Annotated in this window: 30 protein-coding genes; 7 read left to right on the top strand and 23 right to left on the bottom strand. The window is 34.9% G+C overall.

Features of this window, described 5'->3' with window-relative positions; genetic code table 11:
* Positions 1-189 precede the first annotated feature (189 nt).
* Positions 190-459 carry a hypothetical protein gene (locus LNP04_RS04165; RefSeq protein ID WP_056080998.1) on the top strand — a complete coding sequence of 90 codons (270 nt, stop codon included), beginning with the start codon at positions 190-192 and terminating at the stop codon, positions 457-459.
* A gap of 452 nt (positions 460-911) precedes the next feature.
* A complete protein-coding gene (locus tag LNP04_RS04160; RefSeq protein ID WP_229985316.1) occupies positions 912-1562 on the top strand; it encodes a DnaJ domain-containing protein in 651 nt (216 codons plus the stop codon).
* A 48-nt stretch (positions 1563-1610) separates the two neighbouring features.
* On the opposite strand, the gene LNP04_RS04155 is transcribed toward LNP04_RS04160, so the two are convergent.
* Positions 1611-1766, bottom strand: a complete 156-nt coding sequence (locus LNP04_RS04155) for a hypothetical protein (protein WP_229985315.1) — start codon at positions 1764-1766, stop codon at positions 1611-1613.
* A 440-nt stretch (positions 1767-2206) separates the two neighbouring features.
* On the opposite strand from LNP04_RS04155, the gene gcvP reads away from it, so the two are divergent.
* On the top strand, positions 2207-5065 hold the full coding sequence (gene gcvP, locus LNP04_RS04150) for an aminomethyl-transferring glycine dehydrogenase (RefSeq protein ID WP_229985314.1): 2859 nt from the start codon (positions 2207-2209) through the stop codon (positions 5063-5065).
* A gap of 95 nt (positions 5066-5160) precedes the next feature.
* On the opposite strand, the gene LNP04_RS04145 is transcribed toward gcvP, so the two are convergent.
* Positions 5161-6006: a transporter gene (locus LNP04_RS04145; protein ID WP_229985313.1), complete on the bottom strand. Its 846-nt coding sequence runs from the start codon at positions 6004-6006 to the stop codon at positions 5161-5163.
* Positions 6007-6043: 37 nt separating this feature from the next.
* Positions 6044-6265 carry a hypothetical protein gene (locus tag LNP04_RS04140; RefSeq protein WP_229985312.1) on the bottom strand — a complete coding sequence of 74 codons (222 nt, stop codon included), beginning with the start codon at positions 6263-6265 and terminating at the stop codon, positions 6044-6046.
* Between the two features lie 448 nt (positions 6266-6713).
* Between LNP04_RS04140 and LNP04_RS04135 the strand changes: the two genes are divergently transcribed.
* Together LNP04_RS04135 and LNP04_RS19550 are read left to right on the top strand one after the other, a co-directional pair.
* Positions 6714-9716 carry a LamG-like jellyroll fold domain-containing protein gene (locus LNP04_RS04135; protein WP_229985311.1) on the top strand — a complete coding sequence of 1001 codons (3003 nt, stop codon included), beginning with the start codon at positions 6714-6716 and terminating at the stop codon, positions 9714-9716.
* A 566-nt stretch (positions 9717-10282) separates the two neighbouring features.
* Positions 10283-10387, top strand: a complete 105-nt coding sequence (locus LNP04_RS19550) for a winged helix-turn-helix transcriptional regulator (RefSeq protein ID WP_229986270.1) — start codon at positions 10283-10285, stop codon at positions 10385-10387.
* Between the two features lie 100 nt (positions 10388-10487).
* Here LNP04_RS19550 and LNP04_RS04125 read toward each other — a convergent pair whose 3' ends face one another.
* The 9 genes from LNP04_RS04125 to LNP04_RS04085 form a co-directional block, all read right to left on the bottom strand.
* Entirely contained in the window at positions 10488-10949 is a 462-nt protein-coding gene (locus LNP04_RS04125; protein ID WP_229985310.1) for a DUF5063 domain-containing protein, read from the bottom strand.
* Positions 10950-10982: 33 nt separating this feature from the next.
* Positions 10983-11507 (bottom strand): hypothetical protein, encoded by a 525-nt coding sequence (locus LNP04_RS04120; RefSeq protein ID WP_229985309.1) that lies wholly within the window; start codon positions 11505-11507, stop codon positions 10983-10985.
* A gap of 60 nt (positions 11508-11567) precedes the next feature.
* Positions 11568-12308 carry a YggS family pyridoxal phosphate-dependent enzyme gene (locus LNP04_RS04115; RefSeq protein ID WP_229985308.1) on the bottom strand — a complete coding sequence of 247 codons (741 nt, stop codon included), beginning with the start codon at positions 12306-12308 and terminating at the stop codon, positions 11568-11570.
* Position 12309: 1 nt separating this feature from the next.
* Positions 12310-13023 (bottom strand): AAA family ATPase, encoded by a 714-nt coding sequence (locus LNP04_RS04110; RefSeq protein ID WP_229985307.1) that lies wholly within the window; start codon positions 13021-13023, stop codon positions 12310-12312.
* Positions 13024-13038: 15 nt separating this feature from the next.
* The gene (locus LNP04_RS04105; protein ID WP_229985306.1) at positions 13039-13650 is read right to left on the bottom strand and encodes a MarR family winged helix-turn-helix transcriptional regulator; all 612 of its coding nucleotides are present in this window, start codon (positions 13648-13650) and stop codon (positions 13039-13041) included.
* Positions 13651-13917 carry a DUF2024 family protein gene (locus LNP04_RS04100; RefSeq protein WP_229985305.1) on the bottom strand — a complete coding sequence of 89 codons (267 nt, stop codon included), beginning with the start codon at positions 13915-13917 and terminating at the stop codon, positions 13651-13653.
* Positions 13918-14005: 88 nt separating this feature from the next.
* Positions 14006-14239: a thioredoxin family protein gene (locus LNP04_RS04095; RefSeq protein ID WP_229985304.1), complete on the bottom strand. Its 234-nt coding sequence runs from the start codon at positions 14237-14239 to the stop codon at positions 14006-14008.
* A 165-nt stretch (positions 14240-14404) separates the two neighbouring features.
* The gene (locus LNP04_RS04090; RefSeq protein ID WP_229985303.1) at positions 14405-14896 is read right to left on the bottom strand and encodes a MepB family protein; all 492 of its coding nucleotides are present in this window, start codon (positions 14894-14896) and stop codon (positions 14405-14407) included.
* A gap of 578 nt (positions 14897-15474) precedes the next feature.
* Positions 15475-16206 (bottom strand): DNA-formamidopyrimidine glycosylase family protein, encoded by a 732-nt coding sequence (locus LNP04_RS04085; protein ID WP_229985302.1) that lies wholly within the window; start codon positions 16204-16206, stop codon positions 15475-15477.
* A 71-nt stretch (positions 16207-16277) separates the two neighbouring features.
* Between LNP04_RS04085 and LNP04_RS04080 the strand changes: the two genes are divergently transcribed.
* A complete protein-coding gene (locus LNP04_RS04080) occupies positions 16278-17633 on the top strand; it encodes a deoxyguanosinetriphosphate triphosphohydrolase (RefSeq protein ID WP_229986269.1) in 1356 nt (451 codons plus the stop codon).
* 91 nt (positions 17634-17724) lie between these two features.
* Here LNP04_RS04080 and LNP04_RS04075 read toward each other — a convergent pair whose 3' ends face one another.
* The 8 genes from LNP04_RS04075 to LNP04_RS04045 form a co-directional block, all read right to left on the bottom strand.
* The gene (locus LNP04_RS04075; RefSeq protein ID WP_229985301.1) at positions 17725-18798 is read right to left on the bottom strand and encodes a nitronate monooxygenase family protein; all 1074 of its coding nucleotides are present in this window, start codon (positions 18796-18798) and stop codon (positions 17725-17727) included.
* Positions 18799-18937: 139 nt separating this feature from the next.
* Entirely contained in the window at positions 18938-19390 is a 453-nt protein-coding gene (locus LNP04_RS04070) for a nuclear transport factor 2 family protein (protein ID WP_229985300.1), read from the bottom strand.
* A gap of 2 nt (positions 19391-19392) precedes the next feature.
* Positions 19393-19557, bottom strand: a complete 165-nt coding sequence (locus LNP04_RS19470) for a hypothetical protein (protein WP_262907450.1) — start codon at positions 19555-19557, stop codon at positions 19393-19395.
* Entirely contained in the window at positions 19547-20059 is a 513-nt protein-coding gene (locus LNP04_RS04065) for an SDR family NAD(P)-dependent oxidoreductase (protein WP_262907449.1), read from the bottom strand. The genes LNP04_RS19470 and LNP04_RS04065 overlap by 11 nt, the downstream gene beginning before the upstream one ends.
* A gap of 7 nt (positions 20060-20066) precedes the next feature.
* Entirely contained in the window at positions 20067-20285 is a 219-nt protein-coding gene (locus tag LNP04_RS04060; protein WP_229985299.1) for a 4-oxalocrotonate tautomerase family protein, read from the bottom strand.
* 273 nt (positions 20286-20558) lie between these two features.
* Positions 20559-20873 carry a YceI family protein gene (locus LNP04_RS04055; protein WP_229985298.1) on the bottom strand — a complete coding sequence of 105 codons (315 nt, stop codon included), beginning with the start codon at positions 20871-20873 and terminating at the stop codon, positions 20559-20561.
* A 12-nt stretch (positions 20874-20885) separates the two neighbouring features.
* Positions 20886-21092 carry a hypothetical protein gene (locus LNP04_RS04050; RefSeq protein WP_229985297.1) on the bottom strand — a complete coding sequence of 69 codons (207 nt, stop codon included), beginning with the start codon at positions 21090-21092 and terminating at the stop codon, positions 20886-20888.
* A 248-nt stretch (positions 21093-21340) separates the two neighbouring features.
* Positions 21341-21913, bottom strand: a complete 573-nt coding sequence (locus tag LNP04_RS04045) for a Crp/Fnr family transcriptional regulator (protein WP_229985295.1) — start codon at positions 21911-21913, stop codon at positions 21341-21343.
* A gap of 206 nt (positions 21914-22119) precedes the next feature.
* On the opposite strand from LNP04_RS04045, the gene LNP04_RS04040 reads away from it, so the two are divergent.
* Positions 22120-23061: an SPFH domain-containing protein gene (locus LNP04_RS04040; RefSeq protein ID WP_229985294.1), complete on the top strand. Its 942-nt coding sequence runs from the start codon at positions 22120-22122 to the stop codon at positions 23059-23061.
* A 43-nt stretch (positions 23062-23104) separates the two neighbouring features.
* Here the strand turns inward: LNP04_RS04040 and LNP04_RS04035 are convergent, their stop codons facing one another.
* The 3 genes from LNP04_RS04035 to LNP04_RS04025 all read right to left on the bottom strand — a co-directional run bounded on the left by LNP04_RS04035 (position 23105) and on the right by LNP04_RS04025 (position 24703).
* The gene (locus LNP04_RS04035; RefSeq protein WP_229985293.1) at positions 23105-23455 is read right to left on the bottom strand and encodes a DUF4377 domain-containing protein; all 351 of its coding nucleotides are present in this window, start codon (positions 23453-23455) and stop codon (positions 23105-23107) included.
* A gap of 25 nt (positions 23456-23480) precedes the next feature.
* A complete protein-coding gene (locus tag LNP04_RS04030) occupies positions 23481-23804 on the bottom strand; it encodes a DUF962 domain-containing protein (RefSeq protein ID WP_229985292.1) in 324 nt (107 codons plus the stop codon).
* Positions 23805-24091: 287 nt separating this feature from the next.
* The gene (locus tag LNP04_RS04025) at positions 24092-24703 is read right to left on the bottom strand and encodes a hypothetical protein (protein WP_229985291.1); all 612 of its coding nucleotides are present in this window, start codon (positions 24701-24703) and stop codon (positions 24092-24094) included.
* Position 24704: the final 1 nt, after the last annotated feature.

Below are 24704 nucleotides of genomic sequence, written 5' to 3'. Positions count from 1 at the left end.
CTTAGCTGAGTGAAACGCCTTTGCCTCAATTTAAAAATTATTTTTATTTGAATCGGCGAAACTTTGTTTTGCGAAACTTAAAAACAGTTAGCTGGCAAAAAAAAAGCTTTGTGGACTTTGCGTTAAATATTTTTGATTTTGTAAGACCTATTTAAAAACAAGAAGTAGTAAAATTTAAAATTTAAGAAAATGAAAAATTCAGTATTAAAAGGTGTTCTTGGAGCACTTGCTGTTGCCGGAGTTGCAATGGTTGCCAAAAAAGTAATTGAAAGAAAAAGATTTGTAAGAGGTATTTTCAACGAATACGGAATCAAAGAAAAATCGCCTTTTGGATTGGCAGACAAAATCAGAGAAATGGATGAAGAGCAGTATCAGGAACTGAAAGGAAAGTTCAAAAAAGAGTTTGCTTCAAGATGTTGCAGAAAAGATGCAAGAAAAGAAGATTTTGCAGAAGCATAAATAGAAAGTAACTAAATTGAAATTGTTTAATTCCGGCGCGGGAAGCAAAGCTTCCCGCGCCGGAATTTTTTGTTGCGAATGATGGCTGAGGTTTTTGAAGACATCAACTAATTTTTTTTCAATTAAAATTTAAAATAATAATGTTTGTCATTCCGGAGGAATCTCGGCGACGCAACTAAATAATAGCTTAGATTCCTACGGAATGACAAACTTGGAAAATATTCAGAGTTAGTAAGAACTAATAAGATCTTTACTTTTACTGAGTGAAATCGCAGATTCGATGTAGTCAAACGCCCTTGCGAACGGAAAATATTCTCAATCAATTAAAAATCCTAGCGTCCATTGCGTTAAAAAAGAAATTACTGCAATTCACTCGCAATGATGAAATTCGTGTATTCGTGGCTGCTTTATTTTTGTCCGCAACAACAAAATTCTTATTTTTGTTAGCTTAAATGAAAGACTACTACTATTTTCTCGGGATTTCTCGTGATGCTTCGGATGAAGACATCAAAAAATCCTACAGAAAACTTTCATTAAAATATCATCCCGATAAAAACGAAAACGACGATTTTTTTGCTGAACGTTTTAAGGAAATTCAGGAAGCCTATGAAATTTTAAGTGATAAGGGTAGAAGAATAACCTATGATCAGAATTTAGAAAGTTTACAGAAAAGTTTCAGATATACGGTACCGCCTTCGATTAAGACTTTTTCGGCAAATAAAATTCATGCGAAAAAAGGGGAAGAGATTATCATTACCTGGCAAACTCAAAATGCCGATGTGGTCAAAGTTTTACCGTTTGGTTTGGAAAAAGCGTATGGTGAAAGAATTTTTAAGATTACCGAATTTAAAAACGGAAAATTCCAGTTGTTGCTGCATGCAAACAATTCCCTTTTGCACAAAACCGTCGTCCAGGGAATTACGATAACAGAAGTTTTTGAAAGTGATGGTGAGAAATTCAGAGATCGGGCAGAAGAACTCTTTAAGTCACAACCACGAACTGCAACAAATCCTAAAGGTCGGCCAAAAATTTTCAGATTAATTTTTGGATTATTGATTTTAGCTTTAGCAATTTATTTTTTAATCAGCAGTCTAACTAACTAACTAACTAACTAACTAACTAACTAACTAACTAACTAACTAACTAACTAACTACGCCAGCTTCTTATTTCCCGGGCATTTTTTACAACGTTTCCCTTTTTTGAATTTTTTACAGCAAGATTTTTTGTCGCCACAGAACATTTCTTCATTTTTGAAAGAAAATACCGGAGTCAATGGCGGAACTTTAAATGGAGTGATGTTATTCATATTGCAAATATATTAATTTAGAATAAATATAATTAATAAAATTTAAATTTTCTTTAAATACTGATTAGCAAAGAGTTTATAAAGATTTATTATGGATTTATAATTAATCCTTCTATCATTTCAATACGAAAAACTTCGTGAGCTTTTATAAGTGAAACGCCTTCGTGAAACTTAAAGCATTTAGTAGTAAAAAAATCTCAGTGTCCTTAGTGTTCAAATAAGCAATTATGATCAAGAAATTTTAAACCCAAATCATCCCGATAGAAGATTTAAATAAATTCCACTTTACTACTTGTAATCACACATTGATAAGATTCAAAGCACTAATTATAAAGCCAATAGCAAAAAGCTAATTACTATCAGCTACTTAGGTTGCGAAATCATTTTAAAAATCGTAATTTTACGAATCTTTTTTTTCAAACAAAATCTAATATATAAAAATGAATACAGAGCAGTTTGTGAGCCGTCACATTTCCCTAAACGAAGCCGATAAGCAGGCAATGTTGGAAAAAGTTGGCGTTTCAAGTATCGAAGAATTGATTTCTCAAACCATTCCATCATCTATCCGTTTAGAAAATGATCTGAACATTTCAGAACCACTTTCCGAGTATGAAATGCTGAATCATTCGAAAGAATTGGCATCGAAAAATACTGATTATACAAGCTATATCGGTTTTGGATATCACAACACCTTGTTGCCGTCGGCGATTCAGAGAAATATCTTTGAAAACCCAAGCTGGTACACAGCTTACACGCCTTATCAGGCGGAAATCGCTCAGGGAAGATTAGAAGCTTTGCTCAATTATCAGACTGTTGTGTGCGATTTGACAGGTTTTGCTTTGGCAAATGCATCTTTGTTGGATGAGTCTACGGCAGCTGCAGAAGCGATGCACATGTTCTTCAACAACAGAACGAAAGATCAGAAAAAAGCAGGAGCTAATAAGTTCTTTATCTCTGATTTGGTTTTACCTCAAACAGTTTCTGTGTTAAAAACAAAAGCTGAAGGTTTAGAAATTGAAATCGTAGAAGGTGACCACAAAACTCACCAGTTCGACGAATCTTACTATGGAGTTTTACTACAATATCCTGGTAAAAACGGAATCGTTTTAGACTATACTGAAGATATTGTTGAATATAAAAAATTAGACTTACAGGTTGTTGTAGCTTGTGATCCGATGGCTTTGGTTAAATTGAAATCTCCTGCATCAATGGGCGCTGACTGTGCCGTAGGTACTTCACAGAGATTTGGTATTCCTTTAGGTTATGGTGGTCCTCACGCAGCATTTTTCTCTTGTAAAGAAGATTACAAAAGAGATATACCGGGAAGAATCATCGGGGTTTCTCAGGATATGTACGGAAAACGTGCATTGAGAATGGCTTTGCAAACAAGAGAGCAGCACATCAAAAGAGAAAGAGCAACTTCAAACATCTGTACTGCTCAGGTTCTTTTAGCGGTTATGGCAGGAATGTATGCTGTTTATCATGGTCCAAAAGGATTAAACTATATCGCTGACCAAATTCATTTCAAAGCAAATGCTTTAAAAGGTGGATTGAAAGCTTTAGGTTATCAGACGGTTGAAGAGCCAATCTTTGACACTGTAAAAATCATAATGGCTGAAGACGAGAAAGCAAGATTGATGAGAATGATGCTTGATCACAAGTTAAATTTAAACTATTTCACAGAAGGGGTAATCAGCATTGCGATCAACGAAAGTACAACGTTGGAAAAACTGAATGTTTTGATGGCTTCTTTCGCTCAGTTTAAAGACAAGCAGACTTTTAAATTAGAAATAAAAGAAGGATACAGCATTCCTGAAGAAAATCTTAGAAAAGATGAGATTTTGACGGAAGAAGTATTCAACAAATACCATACAGAGACTGAATTGATGCGTTACATCAAACGTCTTGAAAGAAAAGATTTATCATTAACTCATTCGATGATTTCTTTGGGTTCTTGTACAATGAAACTGAACGCTGCAACTCAAATGTTGCCCCTGTCTTGGGATAATTGGGGAGCTGTTCACCCATTTGTACCGGTAAATCAGGCAGCAGGTTATCAGGAAATGATCAAAGAATTAGAGAAAGATCTTTCTGAAATCACAGGTTTTGCAGGAACTTCTCTTCAGCCAAACTCTGGTGCACAGGGAGAATATGCAGGATTGATGGTGATCAGAGAGTATCACATTTCAAGAGGCGAAGGTCACCGAAATGTAGTGTTGATTCCTCAGTCTGCACATGGAACAAACCCAGCTTCTGCAGCAATGGCAGGAATGAAGATTGTTGTCGTTAAAAACCTTGAAAGCGGAGAAATTGATTTCGAAGACTTCAAAGCAAAGACTGAACAGCATTCTGAAAACCTTTCTTGTGTAATGATCACTTATCCGTCAACTTACGGATTCTTTGATGCCAACATTAAAGAAATTACTCAGTTGGTTCACGATCATGGCGGACAGGTTTATATGGACGGTGCCAACATGAACGCTCAGGTAGGATATACAAGTCCTGGAAACATTGGAGCAGACGTTTGTCACCTTAATCTTCACAAAACTTTTGCTATTCCTCACGGAGGTGGAGGCCCTGGTGTTGGACCAATCTGTGTTGCAAAACATTTGGTTCCTTTCTTGCCAACCAATGCCAACATTAAAGTAGGTTCAAAAGAAGCAATCGAAGGAATTTCTGCAGCGCCTTATGGTTCTGGATTGATCTTAAATATTTCTTACGCTTACATCAAAATGTTGGGAACTTCAGGTTTGAAAAAAGCAACCGAACACGCCATTTTAAATGCCAACTATTTAAAAGAAATCTTAGCGGAACATTTCCCTATTTTATATTCAAATACAGAAGGTAGAGTAGCACACGAGTGTATCGTAGATTTCCGTCAGTTCAAATCTTTAGGAATTGAAGTGGCAGATGTTGCAAAAAGATTGATGGATTACGGTTTCCACGCACCTACGGTTTCTTTCCCGGTTGCAGGAACATTGATGATTGAGCCTACAGAATCTGAAAGCAAATCTGAAATCGATCGTTTTGCAGAAGCATTAATTGCTATCAAACAAGAGATAGATGAGATTGCTAATGGTGAGGCAGATCAGGCAAACAACGTGTTGAAAAACGCTCCTCACACTGAGCAATTGGTAATTTCTGATTCTTGGGATAAACCTTACAGCAGAGAAAAAGCAGCTTATCCGTTACATTGGGTAAGAGATCACAAATTCTTTGCTACTGTTGCAAGAGTTGATGAAGCTTACGGAGACAGAAACTTAGTTTGTACTTGTGAGCCGATTGAAGCTTATATGTAATTAAAAGTTTTTTAGATATAATTAATCCCTTTCATTTTTGAGAGGGATTTTTTTGCTTTTAACTTCTCCATTCAGGGATGTTTTTACTTTTTGCTTTAGAGGCGATAGGATGCGCCAATAAAGAATTGTTTTTCCGCATCATGTTGAAGTCCATAATTAATTCCTGCATCAAACTTTAAGTCTTTTACAACTTCCATTTGAACAGCTGCATTTAAAAAATTGGAGAATTGATGAGCTTTAAAATCGTAAGTATAATAAGTTTCTACGATTCCATCAACATTTTTTATTAATTGATGACTGAGTGTCAATGTTTGTAGAAATTCTGTGTGCATGGCTGGTTGATCCTGATCTTTTAATCTGTCAACTTCCACCTGAAAACCTAAATTCCATTCTCCTGGTAGTTTATATTGCATTGGTACAATCAAACCTCCTTCAAAACGACTGTTTTCATCATATTTTGAAGTTGGAAATTTAATGTAAGGTAATAATGCTAAAGCAAAATTTCCATGATCATTTCCGATTAAATTTTGTTTAATTCTCAGAGTCATATCACCAAAACCATGCGTTGTTTCTGTACTTCCAGAAGCAAAATCTGTTTCTTTTTGTCTTCCATAGGTCTGAAAACCTATTTGTATTGCAGTATTTTTTGTAAGTCCGATCTTTATGTTTGCCTGATTGATCAATAAAGTGTTGGTTTTCTGCATCTCAGATTTTTCTTTTATCAATCTCACAAAGTCGGTTTCATATTGAAAATGTCCCGCATCTACTGTATAAGGAGATTCGGTTACATCTGGTCTGTCGGTTTCCATTTCTCTCACCATCGTTCGAGGAACAGGATTGAAAAGCGAATAATTTTGATGCAATTCTTGCTGACCGTAACATACAAAAGGCAGAAGCAACACACCAAAAACGATCTTAAAAAACTTGTGATTATTTTTCATGGTTATATTTTGTGCTTGTGTGAATTCACTTTTAAAATTAAAAATTCACTCTTATATCTTGCGGATTTTCTAGAATAATTTTGATTTTTATAAGATCATCGATGATTTCAGCATCAATTTCGGCAAGAGTACCATCATCTTGTTTCTTTTGTAACTTAACATCTCCAAAACCTATTTCGTCTTTTGGAATTTCAAGGAAATAGTTATTGTTTTTTTCGTCATGAATGAAATGTTCTTTTTTAAATTCAATAAACTGCATAATAATATTTTTAGTGATTTTATACTTTATTTAAATTATCAGATCACTTTTAAAGGCAAATCTTAAATTTAAATTGTCATATTTTTCGTAACGCAATAACAAAGCCAGAGAATAAATACTTATGAGATTTATTTTTTCTAGTAACAATATTTCCGTACATCAATCGAATCAAAATATCATCTCTGAAATTGAAAACATATCGATTGAAAAACAATTCTTCATTCAATCTCAAATAATTATGAAAAACAGAATTTGAAGTTTTAAGTTTAAAAAACGGGAAATCTTATACTCTTTTATTTTATGATTTTCAGTATGTTGAAGTTTATTTAAGTAGTGCGAAAAAGATGATTATGATTGTAAATGTTTGATTTTTAGGAAGTGGCAGGATGGGACAGGATGCTCATATTTGAGTTTGTTTTTAGCTTGGTTAACACAAAATTAATATTACATGAACAAGAAAACTTTACTCATTAAGCAAGCTTTAAAATCTTTGCTGTTGTGTGGATTGACCTTATCCGCTGCTGGCTTAGATGCTCAGACATTAGCATTTCCTGAAGCTACCGGTTTTGGTAGATATACCACCGGAGCAAGAGGTGCAGCCAATCCTCAAATTTATTTAGTTACGAATTTAAATGATAGCGGTGCAGGCTCTTTCCGTGATGCGGTGAGCCAGCCGGGAAGATTTGTCATCTTTAAAGTGGGAGGGATTGTTAATTTACAATCTGTAGTTGCTGTTGCTGCCAATACAACGATTGCAGGACAAACCGCTCCGGGAGAAGGGATTTTGTTTTTAGGACCGAGAGTTTCTTTTTCAGGATCGAGTAATACCATTGCAAGATATATGCGTATCCGTTATGGCGGAACGTCGCAAAATCAGGATGCATCTGGAATTTCCAACGGGGCGAATATCATTCTGGATCACATGACGTTTACCTGGGGAACAGATGAGGTTTTCTCCATCAATTGGGATAATAATGGTACGAGTCCTGATAATATTACCATTCAAAATTCAATTATCGGACAGGGATTACATCGTCACAATCATTCTGCGGGAGGTTTGATGCAACCGTCTGCCGGAGGAAAAATCAGTTTAATAGGGAATTTATATATCTGTAATAAAACCCGAAATAATAAGGTAAAAGGAATCAACGAGTTTGTAAACAATGTCGTTTACAACTGGGGGAATTATGGAAACACGTACGGACACACTCAGTCTGGTGAAGCGTACATTATGGGTGGAGATTCTGCAGGTGCTTCATATGTAAACATCATTAACAATTATTTTATCGGAGGTCCTAATACCAACAGCGCAGTAACTACACCTTTCAGTGTTGGTAATGCCAATTTTAATTTATACGGTTCCGGAAATTACTTTGATAATAATAAAAATGGTGTTTTAGATGGAGCTTTAGTTCCACAGGATCTGACGGGATATCCTGTGGGAGACATCAATGCAATACAGCCAACTTCGTACGATTATCCGATGAAGAACCCTGTATTGACGGCTCAGGGTGCATTTGATAATATCATTGCAGGCGTGGGAGCATCTTATCCGAAACGTGATCAGGTGGATGGTCTGATGATTTCAGATCTGCAATCGAAAGGAACAACTGCTGCGTATGTGTATGTACAGACTGATTTAACCACTCAATTTGGTTTTACCAATGGCGGTGCAGGCCATATTTATGGTGCTCCGGCTCCTTTAGATACCGACAATGATGGGATGCCCGATGCATGGGAAACTGCAAACGGATTGAATCCAAATGTTGCAGATGCATTAAACGTAAGCACAACAAATGCTCCTTATCTGAATATTGAGGTTTACATTAACGGTTTACCTAATACACCTGCTCCGGATTTTGTTATCCCACCATCAGGGGTGAATTTTACGAATGCTTTGACATCGGGAACTCCAGCTACTAGTTCTTTAACTGTAAATTGGAGTGATAATGCAACGAATGAAACCAATTATGTATTAGAACGTTCATTAAATGGTACTGCATTTACAGTTATTGCTACATTGCCTGCGAATACCACAAGCTACAATGAAATAAGTTTAACACCGAATACTCAGTATTATTACAGAGTAAAAGCGACCAATGCTACTGATTCTTCTGTCTATACAGCGAATGCGTCAATCACTACACCACCAGTTCCATCAGCTCCTACAAAAGCAACCACTCCAACACCAGCAAACGGGTTTAATGATGTACAGTTGACGAACGGAAATTTATTGTTAAAATGGACAGGCAGTACCAATACCACTACTTACACCGTTCATTTTGGAACAGACCCTCAAAATTTAACGAATGTGGCAACCGTACCTTATTCTGCGACACCATCATATCAGTTGACCAATTTAAATACAGCAACCAATTATTACTGGAGAATTGATTCTTCTAATGCATTGGGCTCTGTAACGGGAGATGTCTGGAGTTTCCGTGCGCTGACGCCGAGTCTTGTCGGAAACTGGCCATTCTCAGAAATACCGTCATCAGGTGAGCAAATTGCAGATGTTACAACGTATGCCAACAACGGAACTTTAAATGTTGCTTACGATAATGGGAATGTAAGAGTTCCGGGAAAAGAAAACTATGCCTTAGATTTGGCGACTTCGCCGAACACTCCTTATATAGCGAGTATTCCGCATCAGGATCAGATTTTGTTTAATACGAATTCATTTACCGTTTCTTACTGGATGAAAGCTCCGGCAAGTATGATTCCATCGTCTTCGGCAACGAGTCTTTATGTATTGTGCAAAGGTTCGATTACCAAAAATACGGCAACAGGTGCAACAGGAAAACGTTTCAATGTAGAAATGAAAGGTGGCCAGCTGCGTTTTGCGATTGATGATGATGTAACGAAAAAGGAAATTACATCTCCGATAGCGAATTATTTCAACGGAACGTGGCTGCACGTGGTTCTTCAGAGAGATATCACGGCACATAAGATCCGAATTTACAGAAATGGCATATTCATGGTAGAAACCGACGAAACTGCCGTAGGTGGAATTGGTGAAGCGAGTGATTTCATCATTGGAAATATTGGTGAACTCGAGTTTCAGGCTACCACCAATGCTTCGGCTCCTTATAGAGGTGCATTCGATGAATTGAAAATGTACAATTACGCCTTATCTCCAACGGAAATTTCTGCTTTGTACAATCAGGCGGTTTTAGCTAACTCAGAATTCAGCATCAGCAAAAATGTTGGAAGTGTATATCCGAATCCTGTGAAAGATCAGTTATTCATTAAACTTCCTGAATATAAAAAATCAAGCTTAACGGCAACCGTAATGGACATGACCGGAAAGGTGATTATCAAAGAAAAGTTGAATGCCAACGGAAACGGAACTTTTAACCTGAATATGGGTGGCAGAAAAGTATCAGGAAATTATATTCTGAATGTTTCAGGGGATAATCTGAACAGCAACTTTAAAATTATTGTTCAGTAAAAAATAAGAGCACACTTAGTTTATTTCATATTACATTAGAAGATCCTTTCATTTATTTGAAAGGATTTTTTTTCTGTTTTACGCTTTTAAAACCACCCCGTCTTTTTCCTTTCGGAAAAATCCACCCCTCCGGAGGAGGGGAATTAATTACGGCTTGAAATTTTTGCAATGTTTAGATTGAATTATGACTCCCCTCCAAAGGAGAGGTGGCAAAAATTCAAAGAATTTTGACGGGGTGGTTTTATTAACCTTATGAATCTAATCCTTTTGTTTTTCTGATTCGTGTCAGTTTGAAATTACGTGTTGTTTTTTGTGTTGGAAACTTTGTTTGCAGTCTTCATCATCTTGTTTGTTAAATCTGCTAATTTTTCTAAAATGCCTGTAAGGTGTTGAAATATAATAAATTGTATTTGATTGCCTCTTAGAAACGATTGATTGCTTCAATTGAATACTTGACTGCTGTTTCTAAACGGTTGAAGCGGTCATCGGATCACTTAAGCGATCTATCGTACTATTTTATTGGTTGAAATCAGAAATTTGTCTCATAAAATCTAGATGAATGTTAGATACTTAATTTTTTAAAATACGCACAGGTTCCGCCAAAAGTTGAGTATTTTTTTACCGATTTTGGGAAGATGCTGATTCCTGTGATTTCTGCGCTGGGAAATTAGGGTGATGCGAATGAAGAGATTGCGGGAGATGATTTTGGGGAGGATGGGGAAGGAGAATGGATGAGTAGTAAGTAGAAACTTGTAAGTTTGTGCTGGCTTGTTATTTTCTCTGTTTTAAATAGTTTAATAAATCGATAATATGCTGCTGGATGTGACCAGAAAAAATAAACTGAAAATACCAAAGTCCGTCATCAGAGCTGTTGTTTTCTATTCTCCATTTTATTTGTAATAGATCAAGGATAATATCTGATAAATCGTCTATTGCATCACCGATTGCAGTGTTATCTTTTGCACAAGTATCCATAAGATCAAGAGCAATGTTGTAAAAACCAAAGTCTGGAAAATTACTTTCAACATTCTTTCTTATATCAGCATATTTGTGTTCATTGTATTCTGAATAATCAGTATTGTCATGTTCATAGTTAATGTCAAAGTATAAACTGTAAATAGTTATCAGAGATTTTTCCAAGGACAGATCTCTTTCATTTTTAGTGATTATTAAGTTTGGCTCTAATCCAAATTTTACGATTTGGTCTATCGTATGAATCAGTTTTGTTATCATTATTATTTCTTCTGATTGGGATAGAATTTTAAATTAAATATCAATTCCATTTAATTTAAAAAATGCTTCGTCATGAAATGTTTTTACACTTAAATCTGAATCAAGATTGATTGATAAATAGGCACTCTTTTCATCATCTTTAATGAAGAGTATATTATCAATTAAAGCAACATGAAGTTTTCTACACAAATATAATTCGGTAGCTTTCAGATCTTTTGTATTCAAACTGTAAAGTCTTTGATAATGTTTATCCTGATAAGCAACAACAAGTATGTTTTTGTGAAATTTTAAATATTTACAGCCGAGAGACATTCCCATATTATTAAGTGGTGGTTGCCATGACACGAGAAAATTATCTTGTGTGAACATTACCAGATCTTTGCCTGCACTGTTAAATTTCCACCAAGCAAGATTATCTAAATATCTGTCACAAAAATTTATTATAATTTCGTTTTCTGCGCCGAAATTATCTTTCCACTCAATTTTATCTGAAGTAATTTCTGCATCAATATTTTGGTGAAATAATTCATCGTCAATTAAATTTAGTATCTCATTCATTTCAATTAAACTTATTTTGGGTTGTGAAAATACTACAATGTGTTGACAATAAATTTAAAATTATTTTTTTATTTTCCCTTCATCCCAATAATAAGAATCCGGATAAATTCTCGCTCCGAAAACCGCTGTTCCCACTCTCACAATCGTAGAACCTTCTTCAATTGCGGTTTCCAGATCGCTGCTCATTCCCATGGATAGTTCTTTCATTTCTACATTGGCAATGTTTTGCTGAATGATTTCCTCTTGTAAATTTTTCAGGATTTTAAAACACTGTCTTACGTTTTCGGTTTCTACACTGAAAAGTCCGATCGTCATGAGACCTTTGATTTTTAAAGTATGAAATTTAGAAACTTTTTCAATCAAATCAATGGCGGAATCCGGATGAATTCCAAATTTACTTTCTTCATCAGACGTATTTACCTGAATTAAAACATCCATCGTTTTTCCTTCTGCTGAAAGTTTTTGATGAAGTTTCATGGCGAGCTCAAAGCGATCGAGAGATTGCAGACACCTCACATCATACTTTAAAATATCTATGATTTTATTGGTTTGAAGATGCCCTATAAAGTGATTTTCGTGCGGAAAACTTTTTAAATCTTTATGCTTTTCTTTCAGTTCCTGGACTTTATTTTCGGCAATTAAAGTCTGTCCGTTTTCTAAAGCTATTTTTATTCTTTCTGCCGAAACAGTTTTGGTTGCCAGTAACAATTTCACTTCATCAACGTTTCGACCAGCTTTTTCACAGGCGTTTTTTATTCTGTTGTTGATGATTTCTAAGTTGTGGAGAATATCTTCTTTCATTTTAGACTTTGTGTTTAGCTTCCAATTTATTAATCAAAACTGATTTTATAACAGTAAAAGCATAGTCCTTGGCTTCAGCAAATGAAATTTCATATTTCCTTTCAATATTCCTTACATCTTCAGGGAATTTTGCAAGAAGACTGTCGTAAAAAGAATCAAGAAATTCTTGTGAAGGCATTTCGTATTTTATTTTCAGTTGAAAACGTCTGATAATCGCAGTATCAATGATTTCAGCGTGATTGGTGGCGCAAAGTAACAATGCATTTTCGGGATAATAATCAATCAGCTGGATTAAAGTATTTACCAATCTTCTCATTTCGCCAACATCTTTATCGTCACTGCCACGAGCTTTCCCGATCTGATCGAGTTCATCAAGGAAAAGAACTGAGCGTTCTCTTGCTGCTTTATCAAAAATCATTTTAATGTTTTGCGAAGTTTCTCCGATTCTTGAGGAGACGATATTGCTGAGGTTGAGGATGATAATATTTTTCCCTAAAGCATTTGCAATTGCTTTTGCCGTCATGGTTTTTCCGCAGCCTGAACTGCCTTCGAGAAGGATTTTATTGTTGACGGAAAGTCCGTATTCCTGCAGTTCTTTGGCGTAGGTTTGCTCTTTGATGAGCTGTACAAACTGTTCCTTATTTTTTGGTTCAAGGAAAACATCATTGAGCGTCACTTCTTCTTTGTCTTGAATAATAAGATTGTACAGATTCATAGTATAGATTTAAATTTAAGCTTTCATTTGATGTTCGGGGCAGTCGATTCTGAGGTCTTCGGCGTACAAAACCTTTTGCAGTAAACCACAAACAGGCTCTTTCCCCTCAGATGATGGCCGGAAATAGGCGCAGGTTGTACACATTCTCTGAATCGTAATCACTCCTGATTTATTAAGATGATTAATCATTCCAAACAGACTTTCCAAAAGATTGTCTTTGGTTTCTTCATCTAAATTCTGCAGCGGAATGCTCATTTGCCTGGTAAAATAAGATGTTTTATCGGCAATTTCCTTTCCTTTCTGGGTAAGATGAATAATGTAGCTTCGGGTGTCGTGAGGCTCGTATTCTTTGGTAATCAGATTTTTTTGTTCGAGTGATTTTACGGTTTCGCTGATGGTGGCTTTTGTCATGTTAAATTCATCAGCCAGATAACTTACTTTTCTTTTTTCATCGCTGTGATTCAAAAGAAAAATCAAAACCTGCACCTGAATCGGGCTCAAAGCATGTTCTTTACTTTCCTGCCAAAGCAAAACACGGAAAGCCTGCGAAATCCTTTCTAAGGAAGCCACGATTTTGCTTTCCGTGCTTTGGTTTTGATGCTTTAAATTAAAATCTGATTCGTTCATTTATACATTACAATTTTCCATTTCTATAATGGTGTAGCCTTTTTCATTAATCTCGGTTTCCCATTGTGGGAGAAGTGTTTCTATATGGCAGAAACTGCATTCCTTAGAAGAAAGTTCCTGATTTTCCTGTCCTTTTCCTTTTAAATAATCTTTTCCGTATCCGTAGATTACATCTGCTGAGGTTATTTCTTTTGGAGCAATGATATCGAAGTGCATTACTGTTCCGTCTTTTTTATTGACATACGTGTCCCAAACTGCTACCTGCATATTTATTAAAATTTAATTATTGTTTTAAATAAGAAATAAAAATGCTTCACAAAGGTAGTAGTCCTAACTATGTGAAGCAAATTTTTTTTTAACCTTTTACTTCATCCATGGAAGCACCAAAGTTGATGTGAAGAACATTTCCATTAGGAGTTACCAAAGCCGGAACAGATTTTACACCCGCTTGATCTGCTTCTGCAATTCTTTCCTTGTTATCGCCAAGATGGACAATTTCTACATTTTCTTGACCGATTAAACTAATGATGTCATGTTCTGCACTTACACAGACCGGACAACCTGCATGATAAAAAACTGATTTTTTCATTTGATAAATTTTAATTGTTTAGAATAATTTCTACTGCAAATATAGTTAGGATTCCTAACTAAAAATATGATTGGTTTGAATTTAACAAAAAATTAACGTTTACTAAAGTCCTTGGAATTTAAATTTATCTTATTAAATAAATGAAAGTCAATCAATTAATTAGAATTATTGCATAGATGATTTGAAATCTTCAATTAAGTTTTCATTTGAAAAATTAATAAAGAAATGTTTTTGCCAATCCTGAGTTTTCGTTGCTTGTTTGTTTTCAGGAGAATCCCAAGTTGGATAAACTCTGAAACCTCGTTTTCCATCTTTAGAAAGAGTAGTGAGAATCTGTTTTTGAGCCAAAATATTTTTGGGGAAAAAGAAAAATCCGGATTTCTCATTGTAATCACAAAAGATAATATAGAAATCAAAAGGATCTTCGCAAGTGAAAGGTTCGGTTTGTTTGCTTTCAGGATCTCTTTTCCATAAAGTCACAAATTGTCCGATTTTCTTAGGAGTGATTTTAGCCTTTCTGAATTTAATGCTGAATTGGTTTAATTGGAAACTGTGACCAAAATATTCTTCACATTCAGAATCTGGCTGTAGATGGGAAATGATTAAGTTGAGCTTGGAAAAAACTGAATTTTGAAGTTGCTCGAGTTCTGTAATCATTTTGTTATGTTTTTTTGCGCTGCTTTACTCCGGTTGAGTAAAACAGCGGGCAGTCATTGAGACTGCAAACATAAATAATACTAACTGATAAATTTGTTAAATAGGCAGGTTAATTTAATCCTGATTAGTTGTTTTCCTTCTTTACAGTTGCGATGTAAGATGAAACTAGTACTGCACATGTTGTTAATCCGATAATTGCGATCATAATTTTTGAATTTTTATTTATTTTAATATTTATTGCGAATTCTGTAATGCAATATTACGGCTTTCAAATTGTATAGGCAATACAAATACTATGATGTATGTCAGGTTGTTACGGGATTATTAAGCTATTTTTGACTAGATGTTAATTGACTAATTTTAAATTTTAAGTGTAAATTTTCTATAAAATAAATTATTTTATTCGCAAAATAATGTGAATTTGTTAATATATTCGTATTGTGTGTTTAAGACTTGATAATCACAATAAGATAAAAATGCTCAGCATAATAAAAATTAGAGCATCATTTAGGATGCTCTAATTGATACAGATGAATAAAATTTAATAGTCAAATTTTTGGATTTTCAACCAAGTGAGATTAATATAACTTCTGATCTTTCCCGCAGAAGAAACTTGTTCGTTTACTTTTCCCTGTATCTTTTTTAATGACTTCTGCGCCACAAACCGGACAGTTTTTCTGATGATAAATTTGGAAATGCTTGCTGAGAACATTGGCTTTTTTCCATTTTTTAAAATCAAAACCATAGTTTCTTGCTTCGGCGATGATTTCTTTTAACTTTTTCGGAGGTAAATTTCCAATCAGACTTTCCGGATGAATGCCAACTCTGAATAATGCTTCATTTTTAATAATGTTCCCAACTCCAGAAAATATATCCTGATTCATCAACGCATCACAAATCATCATTTTAGGAGCTTCTCTTAAGGTCTTTTCAGTTTTTTCGGGATTCCATTTGTCACTCATGATATCGGCTTCCCAATCAATTTTTAACAGAAAACTTTCATCAACGACTTTTACCACGCAGGTATAAAAATACATTCCGCCATCTTTAAAAGTCAATCCTAATCGAAGCGTGTCAATATCTTTTCTTTTATATAAACTATAAGAACCGAACATCATCAAATGAACTTTAAAAATAATGGTATCAAAAATTAGAAACGTTTGTTTTCCAAAAGTTTTAATCTCTCTTAAAATTTCGCCTTTGATTTTGGAATTTTTTGGAACTTCACTTCCAGTAACATCAATAACCTTTTCACCTACAAATTTTTGCAGATCTTCTTTCATCAGAACAATTGTTGGACCTTCAGGCATAGCTTTGTTTTTAAAGAAAAACTCAAATATTATTCCTTTAAAAGTAAAAATTGAATTAATTTTGGAAAATGATGAATTTGAATCAGATTTTTACGAATCAGCGCACAGGAAATAATCCACATACCAAAGCTTCACGAACAGATTTTCAGAGAGATTTCGACAGAATTATCTTTTCTTCTGCATTCAGAAGACTGCAGAATAAAACCCAGGTTTTTCCGCTTCCGGGAAGTGTTTTTGTGCACAACCGTCTGACGCATTCTTTGGAAGTTTCGTCTGTGGGAAGAAGTTTGGGAAGTGTTATCGGAGAATTTATTCACGATAATTATCAAAGTGATCTGACGGAAGATTCCAAAAGTTTTTATCTACATAATTTAGGAAATGTAATTGCGGCAGCTTGCCTTTGTCACGATGTTGGAAATCCTGCGTTCGGGCATTCGGGAGAAGATGCGATTGCCAGTTATTTTGACCGAAATGAAAATGATCTTAAACCTAAATTTAATGAAAAAGAATGGGCTGATCTGGTTAATTTTGAAGGAAATGCCAATGCAATAAGAGTTTTAGCTCAACAGCAGCAAGGAAAAGATGCGGGAGGAACTCAGCTAACGTTTGCCACTTTGGCGAGTATTGCGAAATATCCTTGTGAAGCGATTGCGAGAGACAAGAAAATTATTCACAGAAAGAAATTCGGGTTTTTTCAAAATGAAAAAGATATTTTTCTTGAGATCGCAAAAGGAACAAATTTGATCTCAGAAAGCGAAGACCCGCATATTTTCAAGCGACACCCGTTTGTTTGGCTGGTGGAAGCTGCGGATGATATCTGCTACAATATTATCGATATGGAAGATGCCCACCGATTGGGTATCGTATCAACTGCAGATTGTAAAAATCTATTTTTTGAATTGGTAAAATCCGAAACTGATGATGTAGACAGAGTTAAAAGAAAGCTTGATTCTATTGGAAATGACAACGAAAAAATTTCATATTTAAGAGCGAAAGTTATTAATGCTTTAATTAATAAATCAATTTCAATGTACAAACAGAACTTTGATAAAATTCTTGAAGGAAATCTTGACAAAGCTCTGCTTGATATATATAAAGGTGAAAATAAAGCATTGCAGGATATTGCAAGCTTTTCAGTTGAAAAAATTTACAACCATAAAGCGGTCGTCGAAATTGAAAATGCCGGCTATAATGTAATGTATGAATTGTTGGATCATTTTATTCCGTCAATTTTAAAATCTGAAGAAAAAATTAAATCGTACGATATAAAAGCGTTGAAACTAATCCCAAAACAATTCATTTACGAAAACGGAACTGATTACCAAAAAGTTCTCGGTGTGATCGATTTTGTTTCGGGAATGACAGACAATTACGCAACTGATCTTTACAGAAAAATCAAAGGAATTGACATTGGAATGACCATGTAAATTTTTGGTAGGGAAGATGGGAGCTGGAGGCTGGGGATTTGCTTTAGTCAAAATAATAACTTCCAGCCTCCAACTTCAAACTTCTAGCAAATTAACCGCACAATTTGTTTGCATCTTCAATTAATGATTTCATTAATGTTGATGCTTTTTTATGTTTTAAAATTGGAGCGATTTGTCCTGACCAGAAGAAAACCAATTCATGTTTCTTTTGCTCCAACGCTGCTTTTCTCATAGATGAAATGAAGGTTGTCTGCAAAGGAAACGGCAAAGTTTGATCTGTTGCTGTCAAGAGTTTTCTTGTGATTTCTGTCGTAATTCCGCGTCCTAATCTTCCTGTGTAGGCTCTGGAAAGGGTAGTAGATTTTGCTGCGTCTGAAAACAAAAATTCTTTATGAATTGGCAATGCTCCGGATTCTTCGGTAGCTAAAAATGCAGTTCCGATTTGTGCGGCTTCTGCTCCCAAATTCATTGCTGCTGCGATTCCGCGACCATTGGCAATTCCGCCAGCAGCTACGATTGGAGTTTTCACTTTATCTTTTACCAATTGAATCAAAGCGAAAGTTCCGATCGTTGAAAGTTCGGCTTTATCCAAAAATGAAGGTCTGTGACCGCCACTTTCAAAACCTGATGCGACAATCACGTCTACCCCGATATTTTCCAAAGCGATGGCTTCATCTAAAGTTGTGGCATTTCCGGCGACGATAGTTCCTTGGTTTTTCAGTCTTTCAATGATATCCTGATCCAAAAGCCCGAACATGAAGCTGAAAACTTTAGGTTTAATATCAAAAACAACCTGCAGCTGATTCTGAAATCTCGACTCAAAAGAGGGTGGAAGCGCAGGAACCTCAATATTTAAGCTGTCATAATAAGGCTTGAAAAGTTCAACCGTCTTTTTATATTGATTCTCAGTGTGTTCCTGATCAATAATATCATGATCGTTTACCCAAAGATTGAGGTTGTAAGGCTTGTCTGTTTTTAATTTTATCTGTTTATCAATTTCGTAAATTTCTTCGGGAGACGATGTGTAAGCTCCGAAACCGCCCAATCCACCGAGATTGCTGACCGTAGAAGTCAATTCAACTGTCGATAATCCGCCACCAAAAGGTCCCTGAAAAATTGGATATTCTATGCCCAATAAATCTGTTATTCTGTTTTTATTCCACATGATTTTGATGATTTTGGTTTAAAAAATTAAGGTTATTAGTTTGAAACCTTTTTTTTACTTTGCTGAGTAGAACGCCTTTGCGAACCTTAAAAGCATATAGTAAATTAAAAGATCTTGCGCGCTTTGCGTTAAAAAATAATTAGAGTTGTACATCAGTTAATGTTTTATTGACGATGAGCCATTTACCATCAATTTTATGGAAAGTTATAAAATTATAGTAATTAAAATCATACATTTTTACATTTAATTTTGCTGTAGCAATCGTGTTTATCACTTCGATTGAGATGATTGTAGGGGTAAAATCTTTCCCCGATTTTTGGGGACTTATTCTGCTTCCGACACCTTCAATATACTGTGCGGCGGTTTTGTAGTAAGGAACACCTTTTATATCTCCGAAAAGTAGGGCATCTTTATGAAAAACCTGTTTCAAAAGCCCGGTATTACCTTCATAGATTCCTTTAAAATAATATTGCTCGATGGCATTTCTTATTTCTGTTTCTTGTGCTGTGTCTGCTTTCATGACTTTGATTTTTTGAGCAAAGCTGTTTACCGGAAAGATAAACAGCCATGCAAATAATAGTAGAACTTTCATTTTTACAATTGATGACCTGCGCCCATTCCTTTATCTACATTAATGATGGCGCCTGAGATAAATGTGTTTTTAGCAATAGCATGAACCATTTGAGCGACCTCTTCCGGTTCTCCGATGCGATTGATCAGGTGAATTCCCGCATTGTTATCGATACTTTCATCGTGCATCGGCGTTCTGATGAGTCCTGGTGCAACGATATTTGCTCGAAATCGGTGCCGTTGATGGAAATTGTGCGATTGAATGATACACAAGCGGAGTTTCGATATTGATAATAACTCCATCTTTTTGTTTCTGCATTTGAGGAATTACGGATTGCGTTGTGAAGAATGTTCCCTTTAAATTGGTATTTAAAAATTTTTCTAAATATTCTTCCGTAACTTCCAGAAAAGGTTTATTCTCATAAATTCCGGCATTGTTGACCAATACATCAATCGAACCAAATCTTTCAATCGCCGTTTTTGCTAATTTTTCTCCAACGGTTTTATCTGCAACGCTTCCTGCAACCATTGCGAGGTTTTCACCTGCTCCTAATTCGTTATAAATCTTTTGTAATTTTGATTCTGTCTGTGAATTGATCACTACATTATCACCTCTGTCCATAAAATAACGAGCAATTTCTAAACCGATTCCTGATGATGCGCCAGTAACGATTACTGTTTCTTTTTTCATGTCTGATTTATTTTTTTTCATTTGAAAATCCTTGTTCTTTCAATACGGTAACCTGCTCTCCAGCGTATCCCCAGTTGTCGTCTTCGATTTCATTGATCACAATGTGTGTCAAATGAGGATCTTTATTCAAAACTTTTGTTACAGCTTTATTGAGTTCTCTCATTAATTGTTGTTTTTTTTCGCGATTAAGATCTTTGCGCAAAACATCTACTTTTATGAATGGCATGATGTTAAATTTTAATTGTTAAGTTAATTTGAACTATTATTTTAACCGCAAAAGAGACAAAAGCTATTTGGACATTTAACCTTTATTTAATTATTAGAAAACAAAGTTTTTCAAAAGAAAAAATCAAAGATTTTTTTAAATTTATGTGTTCTTTTTTGCTGCTTGTTAATGAACTTAAGATAACTTATGTGTTAATCTTTTGTGACTTTTGACTCCGTCGAATCTTCGATTTGTGGTTGAAATAAGAATTGAAACAAGTTTGTTGTTAATAAATTACTGTGCTTCCGCAACTAAATGAACATTCAAATCAAAATTGTTGTAGATCAAAGTATCTCCAAGATTGCTGAAGAAATTTGATGATCTGAATTTGATGTTGAATTTTGTTCTGTCGATGACAATTTTAGTGTCTAAAACCGCACCGTTGTCTGTCTTTACGATCTGTAAAGTCGCTTCAAGAGAATGTGTAATTTCTTTGATAGTAAGGTCTCCGGTTATGTGGTGAAAATTGTTTTCACCTGGTTCTGCGTGTCTGATCTCGAAAACTGCGTCAGGAAACTGATCTGAGTTAAAGAAATCATCAGAAGCCAAATGATTGGCAAATTATGCATTTGTTTCAGAATCATCGATATCAAGAATTTTGATTGATCTTGTGTTGATGACAAATTTTCCTGAAGAAAGGATGTTGTTTTCAAAAGTGAAATTTCCTTCTTTTACTTCGATTGTTCCGTTGTGAGCTCCGGTTATTTTTCTTCCGATCCATTTAACTAAACTGTTTTGGCTGTTTACTTTAAAATTTTTTGTATCCATTTTGATTTGTTTTAAATGATGATACAAATGTCAGCCGACTGAAGGAAAAAGTTACGTGATGTAGATCACGAAATATGGAGGTTTTTAAGAGCTGGAAGATGGGAGCCAGAAGTCAGAAGTTGTAGGATGGAAGATGTTGATTTTTTAAAGATTTAGATTAAATTTTAAAACAGATTTACGTTTAATAATCAGAAATTACCGTTATAATAGTAACTTCCGGCTCCCATCTTCCAACTTCCAACCATTTTTTACTGATGAAGTCTGCTTAAAGTCTCCCTTGTAACACCTAAATAAGCCGCTATCAAATGTTTCGGAACCAAATTGTACAATTGAGGATACAAAGCTAAAAGCTCTTCATACCTGAATTTCGCATCGTTATTCATAAAAGAAATAAGGCGTTTTTGTGCTGCAACATAGCCTTTATTTGTCCGCCATCTGAAAAAATGTTCAACATCGTGGATTTCTTTGCAGATTTTCTCTCGGTCTTCATTGGAGATTGACAAAATGCTTGCATTGGTGATGCAGTCAACGTTGATGGTTGCTATGTTTTTGGTGTAAAGCGCATCAAAATCTGTTACCCACCAATTCGGCATGGCAAACTGCAGAATAAACATTTTCATACTATCATTAAGGTAAAATGCTTTCAGACAACCGTCGACAACGAAGTATTCATGATGCACAAAATCTCCTTCAGTGATCAGCATTTGTCCTTTTTTTAATTTGATGATATTAAAATGTGAAAAGACATATTCGAACTGCTCGTTAGTAAGAGAAGCATATTTTAAGATGTGTTCTTTTAATATTTCTTTAGCATCAACCATATTGGGTAATTAATATTCAAAAGTAAGTTTTTTATTAAAATGTTTTTCTAAGAGCTTACAGAATAATGGGTGAATTTTAAATATGGTACAAGGGTTTTGATTTTCATTACCTTAAATAAAAATATTTTACCTATTTTTGAGGATATGGGCTTTGAATAGTTCTGATGATATAACACAAATAACTTCCACAGTTAAAAATTAAAACTATGATATACTTTGGTATTTTGGTCTTTTTCGGACTGATCACATTATTTGCATCTTTTTTCACGGTCAAGCAGGAATCTGCGGCAGTTGTAGAAAGATTAGGCAAATTCTTAAAAGTAAGCCACGCCGGTTTGCACTTGAAAATTCCTTTTTTGGATCAGATTTCAAAGCGTCTGAATCTTAGAATTCAGCAGTTGGATGTTATCATTGATACCAAAACTTTGGATAACGTTTTTATTAAAATGAAAGTTTCCGTTCAGTATCAGGTGATCAGAGAAAACGTAAAAGATGCTTATTACCGTTTGGAAAATCCTGAAAATCAGATCACATCATATGTTTTTGATGTTGTACGTGCAGAAGTTCCAAAAACGAAATTAGATGATGTTTTTGTAAGAAAAGATGATATTGCGGTTGCTGTAAAAAGTGAATTGCAGGAGGCAATGCAAAGTTATGGTTACGATATTATCAAGGCTTTGGTAACCGATATCGATCCTGACGAACAGGTGAAACACGCAATGAACAGAATAAACGCTGCAGAACGTGAAAAAACAGCTGCGGAATACGAATCTGAGGCACAGAGAATCAGAATTGTTGCGGTTGCAAAGGCTGAAGCAGAATCTAAAAAACTGCAGGGACAAGGTATTGCAGATCAAAGAAGAGAGATTGCAAAAGGTCTCGAAGAATCTGTAAAAATGCTGAATGCTGCTAACATTAATGCGCAGGAAGCTTCTGCATTGATCGTGGTTACACAGCATTATGATACTCTACAGTCGATTGGAGCCAATAATAGGAGTAATTTAGTTTTACTTCCAAATTCGCCAACAGCGGCAAGTTCTATGTTGAATGACTTGGTCGTATCTATGGCAGCAACGCAAAAAATGGATGAATTAAGCACTGCCAATTATCCCAAGCCACCGAAAGATTTTGGACAATCTGGACACTAAAATAAAAAAAACCTCTCAGTAAATTTATACTGAGAGGTTTTTTTTATTTCTTTGTTTTAGAAACCTGTTGTACCAAGGTATATTTGATTGACGAACCGTCCATTGGCGGATTTTCAATTTTCTCTGTTTTTACTTTTAAAACATATTCAAATCCGGGCTCGTAGGTGAAGCCTTCGATGTTGCTGTAGAAATTTCCCCAGCTGTCAGATTCTTTTTCTTTTACCTGAAGGCATTTCATTGGAGCAACTCCAGTGCAGTCGACGGTTTGCGAAGCAATGATGAAGGTTTTTTCATCTCCTGACGATCCTGAATTGGGCATCGGTTTGCACTGCGTCATTACCAGCATTGATGCCATCGGAAGAATGATAGAAAGTGATTTTAGAATATTTTTCATAACAAATATTTAAGAGTTATTAAAATTAAGCTTTTTCCTGCGTTCTGAATTTCTGCCTGCCAATCAACAGTTCGAAGAATAATTTAAAATCAGAAAGCAACGACCAAAGTGGGTATTTAAAAGTTGCAGGTTTATTTCTTTCAATAAAGGCATGACTCAGCCACGCAAAACCATACCCAACAATCGGAATGTACCAGAGAAATCTTTCTTTTCCGGTGTAAATCACGAAACCAATGACGAGAAAAACAAATAGAATTCCAAGAAAATGAAAAATTCTTGTTCCTAATTTCTTGTGTTCGTCGAGATAAAACTCATAGAACTCCTGGTATGTTTTGATTCTTTCAGACATGGCATTAATTTTTAAAGTTCTTAGATGAATCTTAGCAATTATTTCGCCAATTATTTATTTTAATATAATATTTTCTTTTGTTTAGATGATTTATTCAAATATTGTATTACTTTCTTAAATGAAATGTCTTTGTTTTTCTTCAACAAAATACAGGTTGTCAAAAACTTTGTCTTTCATTTCGATCATTAAACGCAAAGCTAAACAAAGAGTTAGCTAATAAGGTTTTCAAATTAAGATATACAAAGGCGTTCCACTTATTTTTGAAAAACAAGGATTGGATTAATATATCAATAATTTAAAGTTCCAATCATAAACGTTTTGGAAGCGTTCAATGCCTGTGAAGTTTGGGTTGATTCCTTTACCACACCTTTGTTTTTGATGTAGCTTGAATGAACAAAATAAGTATCTTTATTTTCTCTCGTGATAAATCCTGTATGGAAGTCGAGACCGACAATATACACTTGGTTTTTATCTTTACTTAAAATATATTTTTCTAAATCCTGTCTTTTGCCGAAGTATTTGATGTCTTTACAAAGCTTTTTGATCATCACAGAAGAAGCTTGTTGCGCCAGATACGTTCTGTTGATGTCGAAACCAAAGTCAGTCAGCGTATTGGTGACAAAATATCCACAGGCAATCGTACTTTTCTGAGGTTCTCTAGATGTTCCGTTGAATGACCAAGGCGTACCTATCCAATTATTGGGAATATCATAGTTGATAAATTTAAACAGATAATTTTTCTTTTCTTCCGCAGTCTTTTTGTTGATTGAAACTAAAAAATCTTTGTAAGGAATCTTCTTCACTTCTGAATTCTCTAAATTAAAATCATTGTCAGAATTAACTTTAGATTTGCTGCATCCGATGATTATTAAACATAGCAGACAGAGAAGATGTTTCATC

Origin of the sequence: Chryseobacterium sp. C-71 (genome assembly GCF_020911865.1) — a bacterium.
GTDB lineage: Bacteria > Bacteroidota > Bacteroidia > Flavobacteriales > Weeksellaceae > Chryseobacterium.
Note: the sequence above shows the minus strand (reverse complement) of the source record. Positions and strands in the feature narration are given on the sequence as shown.